The 14,821-nt window shown below is 64.1% G+C and carries 12 protein-coding genes and 1 pseudogene; 8 read left to right on the top strand and 5 right to left on the bottom strand.

Translation table 11 applies throughout. The features are described 5' to 3' along the window. The first annotated feature begins 7 nt into the window (after positions 1 to 7). From ACNJ7E_RS34865 to ACNJ7E_RS34855, 3 genes are read left to right on the top strand one after another with little or no spacing between them, the layout of a single operon-like run. Positions 8 to 976 carry an alpha/beta fold hydrolase gene (locus tag ACNJ7E_RS34865; RefSeq protein WP_418342036.1) on the top strand — a complete coding sequence of 323 codons (969 nt, stop codon included), beginning with the start codon at positions 8 to 10 and terminating at the stop codon, positions 974 to 976. Continuing rightward, positions 966 to 1,271, top strand: coding sequence for a hypothetical protein (locus ACNJ7E_RS34860; protein ID WP_182624936.1), 306 nt, complete (start codon positions 966 to 968; stop codon positions 1,269 to 1,271). The genes ACNJ7E_RS34865 and ACNJ7E_RS34860 overlap by 11 nt, the downstream gene beginning before the upstream one ends. Continuing rightward, on the top strand, positions 1,268 to 2,359 hold the full coding sequence (locus ACNJ7E_RS34855; RefSeq protein ID WP_418342035.1) for an alpha/beta fold hydrolase: 1,092 nt from the start codon (positions 1,268 to 1,270) through the stop codon (positions 2,357 to 2,359). The genes ACNJ7E_RS34860 and ACNJ7E_RS34855 overlap by 4 nt, the downstream gene beginning before the upstream one ends. Before the next feature lie 77 nt (positions 2,360 to 2,436). Here ACNJ7E_RS34855 and ACNJ7E_RS34850 read toward each other — a convergent pair whose 3' ends face one another. Next, positions 2,437 to 3,903, bottom strand: coding sequence for a 3-hydroxyacyl-CoA dehydrogenase (locus ACNJ7E_RS34850; protein ID WP_418342034.1), 1,467 nt, complete (start codon positions 3,901 to 3,903; stop codon positions 2,437 to 2,439). Between the two features lie 143 nt (positions 3,904 to 4,046). Between ACNJ7E_RS34850 and ACNJ7E_RS34845 the strand changes: the two genes are divergently transcribed. From ACNJ7E_RS34845 to ACNJ7E_RS34825, 5 genes are read left to right on the top strand one after another with little or no spacing between them, the layout of a single operon-like run. After that, a complete protein-coding gene (locus ACNJ7E_RS34845) occupies positions 4,047 to 4,817 on the top strand; it encodes an enoyl-CoA hydratase-related protein (RefSeq protein ID WP_005242237.1) in 771 nt (256 codons plus the stop codon). Continuing rightward, positions 4,814 to 5,749, top strand: a complete 936-nt coding sequence (locus tag ACNJ7E_RS34840; protein ID WP_418342033.1) for an acyl-CoA dehydrogenase family protein — start codon at positions 4,814 to 4,816, stop codon at positions 5,747 to 5,749. The genes ACNJ7E_RS34845 and ACNJ7E_RS34840 overlap by 4 nt, the downstream gene beginning before the upstream one ends. After that, positions 5,746 to 6,996: a CaiB/BaiF CoA transferase family protein gene (locus tag ACNJ7E_RS34835; RefSeq protein ID WP_418342032.1), complete on the top strand. Its 1,251-nt coding sequence runs from the start codon at positions 5,746 to 5,748 to the stop codon at positions 6,994 to 6,996. Before ACNJ7E_RS34840 ends, ACNJ7E_RS34835 begins: the two co-directional genes overlap by 4 nt. Next, a complete protein-coding gene (locus tag ACNJ7E_RS34830) occupies positions 6,993 to 7,763 on the top strand; it encodes an enoyl-CoA hydratase/isomerase family protein (RefSeq protein WP_418342031.1) in 771 nt (256 codons plus the stop codon). Before ACNJ7E_RS34835 ends, ACNJ7E_RS34830 begins: the two co-directional genes overlap by 4 nt. Then, positions 7,760 to 8,929 carry an acyl-CoA dehydrogenase family protein gene (locus tag ACNJ7E_RS34825; protein ID WP_418342030.1) on the top strand — a complete coding sequence of 390 codons (1,170 nt, stop codon included), beginning with the start codon at positions 7,760 to 7,762 and terminating at the stop codon, positions 8,927 to 8,929. Before ACNJ7E_RS34830 ends, ACNJ7E_RS34825 begins: the two co-directional genes overlap by 4 nt. A gap of 712 nt (positions 8,930 to 9,641) precedes the next feature. On the opposite strand, the gene ACNJ7E_RS34820 is transcribed toward ACNJ7E_RS34825, so the two are convergent. From ACNJ7E_RS34820 to ACNJ7E_RS34805, 4 genes and pseudogenes are all read right to left on the bottom strand, one after another. After that, entirely contained in the window at positions 9,642 to 10,364 is a 723-nt protein-coding gene (locus ACNJ7E_RS34820) for a FadR/GntR family transcriptional regulator (protein ID WP_005242230.1), read from the bottom strand. A gap of 2,366 nt (positions 10,365 to 12,730) precedes the next feature. Then, positions 12,731 to 13,063, bottom strand: a complete 333-nt coding sequence (locus ACNJ7E_RS34815; RefSeq protein WP_418342029.1) for a WhiB family transcriptional regulator — start codon at positions 13,061 to 13,063, stop codon at positions 12,731 to 12,733. Positions 13,064 to 13,123: 60 nt separating this feature from the next. After that, a pseudogene (locus ACNJ7E_RS34810) lies at positions 13,124 to 13,344 on the bottom strand (Re/Si-specific NAD(P)(+) transhydrogenase subunit alpha); the annotation flags it as partial. Between the two features lie 177 nt (positions 13,345 to 13,521). Next, positions 13,522 to 14,811, bottom strand: a complete 1,290-nt coding sequence (locus ACNJ7E_RS34805) for an MFS transporter (RefSeq protein ID WP_418342028.1) — start codon at positions 14,809 to 14,811, stop codon at positions 13,522 to 13,524. Between the last annotated feature and the right edge of the window lie 10 nt (positions 14,812 to 14,821).

The following is a 14,821-nucleotide window of genomic DNA, read 5'->3' as shown; positions in this document are numbered from 1 at the left end:
GGGGACGATGACCGTGAACGAGCAGTACCTGGATATATACGGCCGGCAGGTCCGCGTCCGCGTCCACGGCGAGGGACCGCCGTTGCTACTGATCAACGGATTGGGGGCGAACGTCGCGATGTGGGGGCCGCTATTGCCACACCTCGAGGACTTCCAGGTGATCACCTTCGATGCGCCGGGTGTGGGACGCTCGCAGGCGCCCTATCTGCCGTACAGCCTCTCGTACATCGCCGATGTCGCGTCCGAGGTGCTCGACGCGCTCGGTCACGAATCCGCGGACGTGCTCGGCTATTCACTCGGCGGCGCGGTCGCGCAACAGCTCGCCCGCCAGGCGCCGGAGCGGGTGCGACGCCTGGCGCTGGTCAGCACGACGTGTGGAGCCGGAGCGGTACCGGGGTCGATGTTGGCGCTGATGGCTGTGATGACCCCCGCGCGGCACCACTCGAAGGTCGCGTACCGGGCGACGATGAAGCTGGTGAACCTTGCCCCGGAGGAGAAGAACAGCATCGCACTCAAGGAGCTGATGGCCGATTGGCACCACGGCGCGGCGCCGACAATGCGCGGGTACACGCTGCAAATGATGGCGATGTCGAGGTTCAACAGCCTCCCGTGGCTGCCTACCGTCGCCCACCCGACGCTGGTCCTGAGTGGATCCGGTGATCGGATCATCCCGATGGCGAACGGTGCGATCCTGGCGGGCTACCTGCCGAACGCGCGGCTGCGCATCTTCGAGGGCTGGGGACACTACATGCTCCATGACGATGCCTCAGGAGCCGGCAACGCCATCGCCGAGTTCTTCGGTGCAGACCACCACGATGAGAGTTCCGCGTGGACGGGGGCGCAGGTCGTGACTCCCGAACAGATGGCCGGGATGGTGCGGTCCGCACCGTGGAGCGCATATCCGTACCAGTACACCAACGCGCTGGTCCGTTGGCGGTACCCGCTCGAGAAGGAGCGTGGCGGGCATGGCCGCTGAGTCGCCTCTGTGGCGGAAGGCATTCGACGGTGTCGAGCGTCGGATCGGCGCCCCGCTGGAGAACGCGACCAGCTCCGCGGACTTCCAAGTGTTCTCCCTCAAGGTGGGACGCGTGAAGAAGGCGGTGATTGCCCCCGTCGAGGCGGTGGTGGGCTTCGGTCTGCACCTGGTCGGGATCCCGTCCCATGCCGAGGTGCGCGTTCTGCGCAGGGATCTCATCAAGGTGCAACGTGAACTGCTGGCCATGCGTCGTGAACAGGCCGTCACCGAGCGAGAGTCGACGGATTCAGAATGAGTCCGATCGGCCCGGTGGTGGATATCGCACGCGGACTGGTCCGTGAGGTCGAGCGCACGCAGTTGCGTGCCCGGCGGGGCATCGAGCTGATCGCGCGGCGCCCGCCCCCTCAGGTGGGTAACACGCCGAAGGACGAAGTGTGGTCGTTCGGGAAGGCGAAGCTGTGGCGCTACCACAATGACGACGTGCGGCATGGGCCACCGGTACTGATGTTCCTGGGGTTGGTTGGTGACTCGGCGATCTTCGACCTGTTTCCGGGAAACTCATGGGCGGAGAAACTGGTCGCGGAGGGCTTCGACGTGTTCCTGTTCGATTGGGGACGGCCGGAGGCGGCTGAAGGGGAGCACGACCTCGGAACGTATATGGACGGCTACTTCGTGCCTGCTGTCGATGCGGTGCGCAGGATCGGCGGCGCAGGCGAGGTGTCGGTGGCGGCCTACTGCATGGGCTCGCTCATGCTGACTCTGCTGCTCGGCAGCCGGAGCAACGTGCCGGTACGGAACGCGGTTCTGTTCGCTCCGCCCTGCGACTACGACCATGCCCCCGGGTTTCTCACCGGCTTCAAGGACGGCCGGCTGGAGACCCGCCATGTGGTGGACGAGATGACGGGCCTCGTCCCGGAGGATGCCGTCCGGGGCATGTTCCGGCTGTTGCAGCCGACCTCGGACATCGTCCAGTACGTCACGTTGTGGGAGAACCTGTGGCGGGACGGCTACGCCGACGCGCACCGCGCCATCAACCACTGGGCGTGGGACCATCGATCGATGGCCGCACCATCTTTTGTAGAGATGGTGGAGGATTACGTCCGAGGGAATCGATTGGTCAACGGGGGAGCGGAGTTGGCGGGCCGGCCCGTGGACCTGCATTCGATCACCATTCCGCTGTTGATGATCATCGCGGAGAAGGACGAGTTCGTGCCGCCCGCGAACTCGGAACCACTCGCCGAGCTGGTTGGGTCCGATGACGTGGAGATCCTGCGTATCCCCGGTGGCCACGCGGGCGCCCTGATGGGGTCAGCCGCGCGGAAGAAGACCATGCCGGGGGTGGTCGATTGGCTCAGGCGGCACTCGGATACCCCACCGCGGTGAGCCGGAAAGAAGGGAGGTGCTTCCAGGTGGAAGCACCTCCCTTCCTTCTGACGAGGGTGCTCTGTGCGTCTGCCGCGTCAGATGACGGCGGCGTCCCGGAGGGCTCGGCTCGCACGGTAGCGAGTGTCGTGGTACGTCTCCCACAGCCGGTCGAGGATCCCCACGACTGCGCCCGCGCCCCAGACCGCGGTCCACTCGAATGGGCCGGCCGGGTAGTTGGTGCCCAACCGCATCGCAACATCGATGTCATCGGCGGTCGCGACCCCGTGCAGGGTCGTCTCCCAGGCCTCGTTGGCGATCACCGCGAGAGTCCGGGCCGCAATGAGACCAGGCACGTCGTCGACCGGGTACGCGTGAATGCCCGCGCGGTCCAGTAACGCGGCGACCGTCGACAGTGCCTCGGGATGCGACGCGGCCACCGCGAGCCCGGTGGCGTTCTCCGCCGAGATCCATCGATCGATCACCACCACCGGCGCCCCTCCCCGCGCTGCGGACTCGGCGTGGGCGGTCAGTCCGCGGGTGACCATGACGATCGCCTCGTCGAGTACGAGCTCGGTGCCGTCACCGTCGAGCGGTTCGGCGGCGATGTCCGCGCGGCTGATGATCGCCTTCAGCTGACCACACTGTCCGCGCAAGCCGACGGTGCCGGGAAGGTCGCCGGGGCTGACGAGAGCCGGAGACGGAGGGGCCGCGTCCTCGGCGTACGAGTAGAAGCCGTGGCCGCGCTTGCGTCCGTAGCGGCCTGCCGATACCAGTTCGTCCTGGATCCGGGAGGGTTCGAAGCGTGGGTCGAAGTTGAACGCGGTCCACACCGATCGGGTGACTGCGGCGTTGACGTCGTTGCCGATCAGGTCCATCAGTTCGAACGGACCCATCCGGAACTGCCCGGCGCCCCGCAATGCGGCGTCCAGCGTGGCGGGCGAGGCGGCCTGTTCCTGCAGGACCCGCAGCGCCTCGCCGTAGAAGCCACGTGCGACCCGGTTGACGATGAAGCCGGGGGCGTTCTTGACGCGCGCCACCTGTTTGCCCCAGGTCACGGCTAGTTCGTCGATGCGATCCGTGACCTGCGGATCGGTCTGCAGGCCGGTGACTACCTCGACCAGTTTCATCACCGGAACCGGATTGAAGAAGTGCAATCCGACCACGCGATCCGGTAGCGGCGAGCGGGCGGCGATCTCGGTTACCGACAGCGAGGAGGTGTTGGTGGCCAGGATGCACCGGTCCCCGAAGTGTTTGGCGGCTGCGGCGAATACCGAGGCCTTTACTTCCAGCGACTCGAGGACGGCTTCGATCACAACGGTGTCCGGGTGGTTGGGGGCCTGATCGATGGCGGCATACGTGCCTAGCTGTGCATCCAGGTTGGCTGCGACCTCCGGATGGCGTTTGGCGAGGCGTGCCGCGAGTTCGGTGGCGGCGGCCTCCAGCTGGGCCTGCTGCGGATCGACCAGGCTCACCGGATGGCCCGCGGTCAGTGCCACCTGTGCGATTCCACGTCCCATGGTGCCCGCTCCGATTACGCAGATCGGGGTGGAAGCTGTGGTCATATCGCGTCTCCTCGGTTCGTGGCTCGCTTGAAAGGGTGGGGACCCTTGCAACTATCTGTAAGATAATATAACTTGCTGTCAACAAGTTACCAACTAGGAAGGGCTGGCCACGGTCAGACCGACGTTGCGGAAGTGGTAGTGCTATGACATTTGAGGACATCGTCGTCACTGTGGATGCAGGGGTGGCGACCATCGCGATCAACCGCCCGGAAAACGCCAACAAGCTCCGCTTCGTGACCGCGAGGGAGCTTCTCGACGCCTTCCGCATGGTGCGTGAGACGAAGAGCATCGACGTCGCCGTGCTGACCGGCGCGGGAGACAAGTTCTTCTGCATCGGCGGCGAGCACGAGGAGCTTGCCTCGCTGGACTACTCCAGCGTGATGCCGGTGATCGACCTGTACGAGTTCATCGACACCATGCCGAAGCCCGTCATCGCAGCGGTTAACGGCTACGCGGTCGGCGGGGGCAACGTGTTGCAGGTGGTCTGCGACCTGACCGTTGCCGCACCGCACGCAATATTCCGGCAGGTCGGCCCGATGGTCGGCAGCTTCGATGCCGGTTATGGCACCTGGTACCTGGAGGAAACGATCGGCCGGCGACGGGCCAAGGAGATGTGGTACCTCAACCGTAAATACACTGCCGAGCAGGCGCTCGACATGGGACTAGTTAACGACATCGCCGACGACCCGGTGGCACATGCCCACGAGATCGCTCAAACTCTCCGGCAGCGAGGCCCGTTCGCCCTCAGCGCGCTGAAAACCGCCTTCTCTGGTCGTCACTCAGGCGTCGTCGGGCAGGCGCGCATCGCGCACGACCTGCTGCTCACGGCCTACCGCAGCACCCAGGAAGCGGACGAGATGTCGCAGTCCTTCGAGCAGCGGCGCGAACCCGACCGTGCGAGGTTCCACCGGTGACTTCAGTCAGCCCAGAACTCACAGACTTTCTCGCGGTCGTCTCGAAGGTCGTCTCCTCGGCAGCTGACGGCGAGAGTGCGCTGTCTGCCATGCGGAACTCGCTGAGCGAGACCGGCCTCTTGGAACTCGCGCGGGACACAGCGGACGAACCCGACGCCCTCCAGTGGCTGGCGTACACCGTTCGGACCGTCGCCCAGACCGATCCCTCGCTGGCGTTCGTGCTGGCGAGCCGGTACGTGGCCGATCGTGCCATCGATGCCGAGGCCGCCACCGAACCGACCTTCGCCCTCGCCGTTCCGGGATCGCGTCCGGTGCTGGCCGGCGCCCTGGGACCGGACGCGGTGGTGGTGTTGGATAGCACCACGTCCTCCCTGCACGTGGTGTCCTGGGCGGATCTGGCACCGTCGGTGGACCACGAGGCCCGCACGGGGCTGCAGCGGGCGGACCTCGTCTCGGTGACGATTCCCGACGGTGCCGCCGCCCTCGAAGGCTCCGCCGCCGAGGCCGCTTTCCTGTGGGATCTGCTCACCGGCGCCGCTCTCGCGGGCGTAGCTCGAAGAGCACTCTCAGAGACCCAATCCTATGTGCTCGAACGGCATCAATTCGGAGTGCCAATCGGGTCCTTCGCCGGGCTGCGCGCGCTCGTCGCCGACATGGATCTCACGGTGGCTGGAGTCGAGACTGCCCTGGATCGGGCACTGGAGGACCGCACCTCGATCGACAACCTCGCCGCCACCGCCGGACGTGCGGCGACGTCGGTGTGCATTGACGCCATTCAGGCGCACGGCGGCTACGGCTACATCGACGAGTACCCGCTCACCGGGCTGCTGCGTGACGCAATCGGCATCCAGGCGCGCACCGGCGGCAGACGCTTGCACGTCGCACGGGTCGCCGAACGCGGCTTGGGTCCGCGGACGGGACGGCACCAATGACGTCACATGAAACCAGATCAGCAGAGGCGAAGGAGACGAGCATGAGTACAGGCAGCGGGCCATTGCACGGCGTGCGAGTCGTCGACATCTCCTCCTCCTACGCCGCACCGACGACCTCGATGTACCTTGCCGACATGGGTGCCGACGTCATCAAGATCGAACCTCTGGGGGGCGATGATGCCCGGGGCTGGGGGCCGCCCTTTCTCAATGGTGAGGCAGCCTGGTTCCTTTCGGTGAACCGCAATAAGCGCAGCATGTGTCTCGACATCCGCGGGGAGGAGGGCCGCAAGGTCCTATTCCAGCTGCTCGAGTCCGCCGACGTCTTCATCGAGAACCTGAACCCGGTGAAACTGGACAAGCACGGACTCGGTCTCGACGGCCTGCGCGAACGTTTCCCACAGCTGGTGATCTGCGCGTTCTCCGGCTTCGGGCTCACCGGTCCGGATGCCGGGCTGCCCGGCTACGACCTGATTGCCCAGGCACGGTCCGGGATGATGAGCGTGACCGGCGTCGACGGAGTCCCACAGCGGGTCAGCACCGCGCTCTCAGATGTGGCCGCGGGCACCGTTGCAGCCTTCGCGGTGGCTGCGGCACTGGTGCGTCAGCAGCAGACCGGCCAAGGCGAGATCGTGGACGTCGCTCTCCTGGAGGCCGACTTGGCATTCATGTCGCCGCGCATTGCCAGCTTCCTGGCCGGCGACGAAGAACCCAAGCCCTGCGGTGGCACCGATTCGGTGGTCGCGATCTACCAGCCGATGCGTACCGCGGACCGGCCCATCGTCGTCGCGATCGGCAACGATCGGCATTGGCAGCGGTCCTGCGCCGCGCTGGGACTCGACGAACTGGCACAGCGCGAGGACTTGGCGACCAATGCCGATCGCCGGGCCAACCGCGAAGAGGTCGTCGGAGCCTTCCAGGAACGCCTGAACGCACTGTCCTCCAATGAGGCGCTCAAGCTGCTGCAAGACGTCGGCGTGCCCTGTAGCCGGATCAACTTCCTGTCAGAAGTGGTTGCCGACCCACAGGTCGAGGCCCGCAAGGCGATCGTCGACTACCAGCACCCGGTGGCGGGAGTGTTCCGCGGCGTGGGAGCGCCATGGCGACTGGCGTCCGATCCCGAAGACCGGCAAGCCCGGATTCCGGCACCCATGCGCGGCGAACATGGCCGCGAGATCCTCACCGAGATCGGGCTCGATGAGAAGACCATCTCCGAACTGGTAGGAAGGGAGACATTGTGGGTTCCGTGATCGAGACCTCGCAGGACGGGCGAGTGCTGACCATCGAGATCAGCCGCCCCGAACAGCTCAACGCACTCAACGCGCAGGTGCTGCGCGAGATCCGAGACACGGTCGAAGGAACACGCCACGACACCTCGGTGGGCTGCATCGTGATCCGCGGCAGTGGGGAACGCGCCTTCAGCGCCGGCGCGGACCTCGATGAGATCCGCGCCCTTCCGATCGAGGACGCACAGGCCTTCATCCATGCCGGACAGCGGACCATGTCGACGATCGCCGACTCTGTCGTCCCCGTCATCGCCGAAGTCGACGGCTACGCGCTCGGCGGCGGTTTCGAGCTGATGCTCGCCTGCCACCTGGTGGTGGCATCGAGTCGTAGCCGGTTCGGACTGCCCGAGGCGCGTATCGGCTGCATTCCAGGATTCGGTGGTACGCAACGGCTCGCGATGTCCGTGGGCAAGCCGGCCGCCCTGCTACTCATGCTGGGAGGCGAGCGGATCGACGCCGATCGGGCTTGGCAGATCGGCCTGCTGTCGGTGCCGCCACTGGCACCCGCCGAAGCCGCGACGGAAGCACGCCGTCTGGCCGAGCTAATTGCCACCGGGAGCCGACGCGGCACCGCCAACATCCTCGATGCCGCGCGTCCGGCATTCGTCGCCTCCGCACTGGATCACGAGGCCGCGCTGGCGGCGATCTCCATCGCCTCGCGTGACGGCCAGGAGGGGATCATCTCCTTCGCCGAGCGTCGGGCGCCGATCTTCGAGCGGGAGGAATCATGAAATCACAGTGGGCGTCAGTCGATCCAGATGTGGTCAACGCCGTTGACCGAGTGATCGAGCGCACGATCGAACCGCAGGCGGCCGCGGTCGACATCGCCGCCGAATTCCCGACAGCCGGGCTGGCCGATCTCGCGGAATCCGGGCTCGGCGTCATGCTGGCCCCGAAGTCCCTGGGCGGTGCAGAAACCAGCACGGCAACCTATGCAGAGGCGCTGTCTCGTATCGCCGCGGCCTGCGGTTCTACCTCTACGGTGTACATGACGCAGATGCACTGCGCCCACCCGATCCAGCTGCAGGGCTCCCCGGAACAGATCCAGACCTGGGTTCCTCGGCTCTGCGACGGGTCGGCTGTCGGCTCGATCGCGCTCACCGAGCCTGGAGCCGGCTCGGATGTCGGGGCGATGCGCACCGTGGCCCGTCGCGAGGGCGATGAGTACGTCGTCAACGGCGAGAAGACCTTTATCTCCAACGGCGATCGAGCGGACGTCATAGTCCTCTTCGCGACGGTGGACCCCTCGCGCGGAAAGGGCGGAGTGACCGCATTCCTGCTGGAGACCGCGGGACTTGCGGGATTCGAGGCCGGGGCGCCGATGAAGAAGCTGGGGCAGAAGGGCGCTTCCACCGTTGCGTTGTCCTTCCAAGATTGCCGGATTCCGGTGGCCGCCCGGATGGGCGCTGAGGGCGAAGGCTATGCGTTGCTACTGCGTTCGGTGACCCGTTCGCGCATCAGTGCCGCCGCGCAGGGCGTCGGCTTCGCACAGGGCGCCTTCGACTCCGTCGTTGCCTGGGCGATGGAGCGTGATTTGCTGTCGTCGAAGGTTGCCGAAGCGCAGGATCTCCAGTTCGATCTTGCGCGTCTCCGCGGAGAGATCACTGCCGCTCGCGCCATGCTGATGTCGGTGTCCGATCAGGTCGACCAGAGCGTAGACGAACCGGTCGCCGAGGTCTCACTGCTGAAGATGCACTGCACCACCTTGGGCACCAGGGTTGCGGCGAGCTGTGTCGAGCTGCTCGGTCCCGACGGTGACCGAGTCTCGGTCGGCGCGGAACGTCGGCTGCGCGATGCGAAGATCGCAGAGATCTATGACGGGACTAACCAGGTACAAAGCATGCTCGTGGCCCGGGACACCCGACTTACCGCGGCGCGCGAGACGGCTGCCGGGTGAGAGGGAGGTAGAGGCGGGAACTCGAGCCGGGGGTATAGATCGACTGGAACGACCACCGACCATAGACCCGCCGATGAGCGACGGCGTGGAGTGGAGGCCCGTGCACGGAGTCCGCGGCAGCAATGCCGACCGGTGGCCGCTGGACCGCGCCGGCGCCAGTCTGTTCTGGGCGAACCTGAACCGAGGAATTGATCGGGTCATCCTTCGCCTCCCTAGGGCCGAGAGCTGCTGCTCGCGCTGATGGCAATCCGGAGCCGAAATTCAGTGTGCTGGTCAACAATATGGTCGGTGGTAAACGTATCCGCTTCGAGGACGCGTCGGGCATGGACATGCATGTCGAAGGTCCGGTTCTGCTCAACGGAACTCGAAGCGCCGACCGGACTTCTCTTGGCCGTGACTGGTGGAGAGCAGCCGCCCCCGCGCGGCCAGCTTCGCAGGGATATCGACCACGTCCACACTGTCATCGTTCAAGTGGGTCATCACCGGCGCTTCCAGGCCGGTTGCACCGAATCGGAGAGCCCGATCGGTAGCCGACGTCGCTGACTGGCACCCGGATAGTGGCCAGTCAACGGTCACAGCGAGGGGACCGCGGCTGCGGTCCCCTCGCTGCCTACCACCGGGCGACGGGTCATTTGGCGGCGGATGAGCAAACTGCAACTTACTGGTCGGATAACAACTAACTTCGGAAGACTTTGCACGCAGTTCTCGAGAATCAGCAAGGTAGTGAGTAGCGAAGAACGAAGTCAAGATGCTTGCGCATCTCCTCCCCAGCTTTGTCCGCATCGCCTGACTCGATGGCCTTGGCAATGGCGATGTGTTGCCGAACTGTCTTTTGTGCAACATCGCGGGTGACCTCGAGGAACTGCGCTGGATGGGTGGCGTTGTGCACCGCGGCGATGAATGCGGCCAGCAGGCGATTGCCGGAGGCGAAACCGATGGCGGTGTGGAAACGCAGGTCGTATTCCGGAATGTTCGGGTCGTCGATGGTGATCTTCTTCTGCTGGTCGATGACTGACTGCATCGTGGCGATATCCTCATCGCTGCGGTTGCGCGCCGCCCACTGCGCCGCGGGGATCTCGAGAACACGACGGACTTCGGTGATCTCGTCGACGTCTAGCGCGCCAATTCGCAAAATAGTGTCCATTGACTCGCTGAGCATCTGGCTCAGAGAGTCGGGCGTCACGGTGTTGACGAAACTGCCGCCAGCGACGCCAGGGATCTTGCGAATCAGCCCAGAGCTGACGAGGGCGCCGAGGGCCTCGCGAACGGTGGGTCGACTCACACCGAACAGCTGAGCGAGCTCGGTCTCGGGCGGAAGCTTGTCGCCCTGCGCGAAACGACCGTCCAAGATCGCTTCCCGGAGCTGTGCCTCCACCTGATCTCGCGGCCGGGTGACCTGCGTCGCCTTGAAGGATTTGTTTGCGGTAGATGCCATCGGGTCTCCAGTTGTGGTTGGACGCGCGACCGTTCGGCGGTCGGCAATTGTCCTACAGTCTCGCAGATGCAGGCGTCCTCCAAGGGGTGCGCGATCACCTCGGCGGGAATCCCTTTTGCTGTGGTGTAAACATCTGGCTCCCCTACATCCCACGCAGACTACGTAAAAGATATGACAGTATTGTAGATTGTAGTCGATGGATGCGCTGGGCGAGACAAATGGAACGTCGCGAGTCGATCCGGAGACTGAAATTCCCAGAACCCGAGTGGGGCAGGTGTGCGACAAACGCTCCCGTACACTGACCTGCTCCGACAGGATGCAGGCCGTACAAAAGCGGTCCCCGTAGGGGGCATGAGCTCGCGCATGTTGTCATCCGGCGACCTATCGCCAGTCCGGCTTGGTCTGGCTCCCTGTGCATCGAACCACCCAGCGCGTCCGGTGGCCGGGAGCTTCTCCAGATTGCCTTCGATGGACACCCTGTGAACCACCACTACAGGAAGGGCGCTCGACGAGAACTCCCTCGGGTCGCGACGACCTGCTACGGGGTGGTGCGGTGCCGCGAATCACCACGGTCGGCCGTCGGCTGCGCACGGTGCGGGACTACCGGGGCCCGTGATGCTGCCCTGTCGCCGGGGAATCGTAGAGACCGTGCTCGCCAACGTGATCCCCTGGCGATCGGCCTACCGCAGGATTAGATGTGGTCGCGTCGACCCGCAGCCCAACGTCAATGAGGTAGTTGAACCGGTTCGTGACCAGGTCGTAATTGCCACGAAGTGGTTGGCGCATCGAAGGCAACACGGTTCCGTCTCGAGCCGACCAGAGCGGATACGTCGCATCCCCGAGGCGTCACCGAAGCGACCTGTTCTACCAGCACCGCGTCGACTCAGATGTGCCTGCCTGTCGAGGACGTCGTGGGGACCGTAGGGGAGTTGATTCATGAGGGCAAGGCGCGGCACTTCGGGCTGTCCGAGGAATCTTCCGTGACATCAGCGGATCACCGTCCTGCAGCGAGTACTTGCTGTGGACACGGGGGAGATCTTGCCAACCCTGGCCGGGCTGGAATCGGACAGGTCCCGTTCAGTCCGCTCGGCAAGGAATTTGCCGGCACCGTGCGCTCCACAACGACGTTCACCGACGGGATGTGCGCAACAAGGTCCCACGGCTCACCGAGAAGAATCCGACCGCGAACGCAACCCTCGTCGAGCACGTCAACGGACTCGGTGCAAGGACGTCACCCCGGGGAGGCTGCCCCTGGCCGGTTGCTCGCACAGCAGACCTGGATCGTCCCAATCTCCCGGAGCCCAATTGCACCTCCCGCATCGAGGAGAACGCCGGCTCACGGCATTTTCTTAATCATCAACGTTGTAACACGTTTCGTGTCGTGCTATTCAGTTTCTCAGAAAGTCATTCGGGTCGTTCGTTACTGGCTTCTCTACCTGTGCCAGTAGTTACTGGCTTTCTCCAACCTGTGCCAGGTGGACGGTAAACGGCGGCCAACCTCGCAGAGAGACGTGGATCGGCATGAGACTCCCGAATTGTGTGCCAGAGTCGTTCGATAAAGCGTGTACGTGTCATCCCGAATTTCTCAAAGATGTCCTCGTCCGGCGCGCCGCCATACGGCAGCCAGGAGTGGGCGAATCCAATGAAATCCTGTGGATCAGCGCTTGGGTGGGGAAGTCCCAAGAGTGCCCTTTGCAGGTCTGCGCGTCGACGATAACGCCAATCCCTCCCATGCTTACGTAGAGCTACTGGGATGTCGGCCATACGTGTACCGGCGCTGGAGAGGGGCGGCGACGTCGAACATGCACCGAGTTCTTGCTGCTCCAGGTACTTTCTCTGGTTGCCTTCGGGCATTGCGCTCCTATCGATCGAACTGAGTGGTGCAGTCACCTCTGCAAAAGCAACGAACTACCCGCCAGCCGTAGAGTTCCGAGCTGTAAAGCTCCTGGCGGGGCTGATCAACGGGAATACTGTGCGTCACGTCTACCGTTGGCATGGTGGACCCACTTAGATAATTGTAAGTCATTAACCGTGCTCGTCAAGCTGGCGAATATTAATCCATCGCGACGAAGAGGCGACAACGATCAGCAGACCCTGAAACGACCTATCAATCAGTGGTATTCGCCTCCTCTTCCGAGGGCGCTCCCACGCGGAGGTCTCGCGAATGGCGCATTGGCCAGCACGCGATTCGTTAGCAACTAGATTCAACCGCGTAGTCAGAACGGTAATCGTCGCCGACGAACGAAGTGAATGATGCGCGTTACGTTCAATCGTCCAAAGTTGTGCGCCCTGTCTGAGGCCTTCGTTATGGTCGAGACAGGCTCGCGTCTGCCCAGATATGCACTCACGCCACTCGGCGAGGCTGTTCACCCGGTGAGCCTGCGTAATCCTCTTGGCGCCAAATGCTGTGGCGGCACTCGTGGGTGGGTGGTTTCTGGATCGCCGGTCCGCCGAGGCGACGAGCGGGCCAGGTACCGGCGGTCAACTTCGGAGGTGGCACCCCAGATCCCGCTTTCTTCCAGCGACGCCACAGCGTAGCTGCGGCACTCGCGTAGGACGGGGCAGCCGAGACATATCTGCTTGGCAACGCGCTCTCGACGAAGACGGTCACCGCGTGTCTCGTCATCCAGGGGGAAGAAGACATTGATGTCCATCCCGCGGCAGCGTGCTCGGAGCTGCCAGTCCCAGAACCAAGTCATGGGAAGCCGGGACGATACGGAAGAGTCTGCTGTAGTGCGCATCTCGGTCCTCTCTTATTCGGGATCGGTTGTACGCACGATCGCACCGAGGCTGCTCGCGGCGCCGATCGCGGCGACACCGGCTCCTGCGATCAGAACCTTGGCCGGCGGGAACTTGCCCGCGGCGATGACCTGACCGGTGAAGAACCGACCGAACGTGTGGGCGGCCCCACGACAGCACGGTAGTCGGCAATGTCGGCCGTCGAGCTGAGCGCTTCCATGGACTGCGCCCGGGAAATGCGTTCTCATACTCGTTGGAGGTGATTGACGCGGAATCGCTCGATGATGCCCCCGTCGCATGTCCTTCGATGAAGGCTCCTGGCGACAGTTCTCTTGCAGCGACCACAGCGATGGCCTTACAGGACCGACGAAACCTCTTGGGACGCAGTATGGCAGTTTGCAATAGATGGGTGCTGCTGTCAAAGCTGTGGAGCCGTTCGACCGGTTCGACTGGGCGTGGTACCGAGCCCTCCCACGCCGTCGTCGATCTGCCTCATGGGAATGGCACACAGGGCTGAGAGGATCGTCGACCCGGCGACCCAAAGCACTACTGGCATCGCCGAAGACGTGTCGGCGACGAGCTTGGTGAGAACCAGGGGCGTCACTGCGCCACCGACGATGACGCCGATGGTGAATCCGAGCGACAGGCCTGTGTACCGGACTGCACCCTGGAACGCTTCGGCGAAGAAGACGCCGATGGTGCCCCACGTCATCGAATAACCGGTCAGCAGTACCAGATACGCGATCAACACCACAGCCTGATTGCCGGTGTCGATGGCCTTCATCCATCCGAAGACCGTCGCGGCAATCGCCAGGTTGCCCATGATGAAAATCGGCTTGCGGCCGAAGGCGTCGCTCTGGGCGCCGACGAAGATACTCGCCGCGATGACCCACGCCGCTGCCACGATGATGATCACCAGCATCTCGTTGCGACTGAAGCCTTTTGTGGCCCCATACGACAGACCGAACACAGTCGCCGCGTAGAACGTCACGGAATTGCCGACGGCTGCGCCGGCGATCAGCAGAACTTCTTTCATGTGATGACGAAAGACGACCAGGACAGGGGCAGGAAGGATGTCGTTGGACTCTTTGAGCGCCTTGAACTCGGGACTTTCCTCCAGCCGCAGCCGAATCATCAGCCCAAGAATCACCAGCAGGCTGCTGACCCAGAACGGAATACGCCATCCCCAACTCAGGAAGGCGTCGTCGCCCATCGCAGACCCGACGACCAGATACACGACGTTGGCAATAATCAGTCCGAACTGGGCGCCGGTCTGCACCCAGGAGCTGTAGAAGCCCCGTTTGCCTGGCGGGCTGTGCTCGACTGTCATCAAGACCGCCCCGCCATACTCACCGCCCAGCGCGATGCCTTGCACGAACCGAAGGACGACCAGCAGGATCGGTGCCGCGATCCCGATGGCACCGTAGGAGGGAACCAGCCCGATCGCGACGGTCGCGACCCCCATTATCAACAAGGTTGTCACCAGCGCGGCCTTGCGGCCCACACGATCCCCGAGATGGCCGAAAATGATTCCACCAAGCGGGCGTGCCACGAATGCCACCCCGAATGTCGCGAGCGACAGGAGGGTCCCGGTCAGTGGATTCGAGTTCGGAAAGAAGACCTGACCGAACACCAGCGCAGCTGCCGTGCCGTACACGAAGAAGTCGTAGTACTCGATCGTCGTGCCCATCAGGCTGGCAAGACCCACGCGTCTCACG

It is taken from the genome of Rhodococcus mengyinensis, from assembly GCF_048381435.1.
Taxonomy (GTDB): Bacteria; Actinomycetota; Actinomycetes; order Mycobacteriales; family Mycobacteriaceae; genus Rhodococcus_F; species Rhodococcus_F opacus_D.
This window is presented reverse-complemented; position numbering and strand designations above follow the sequence as displayed.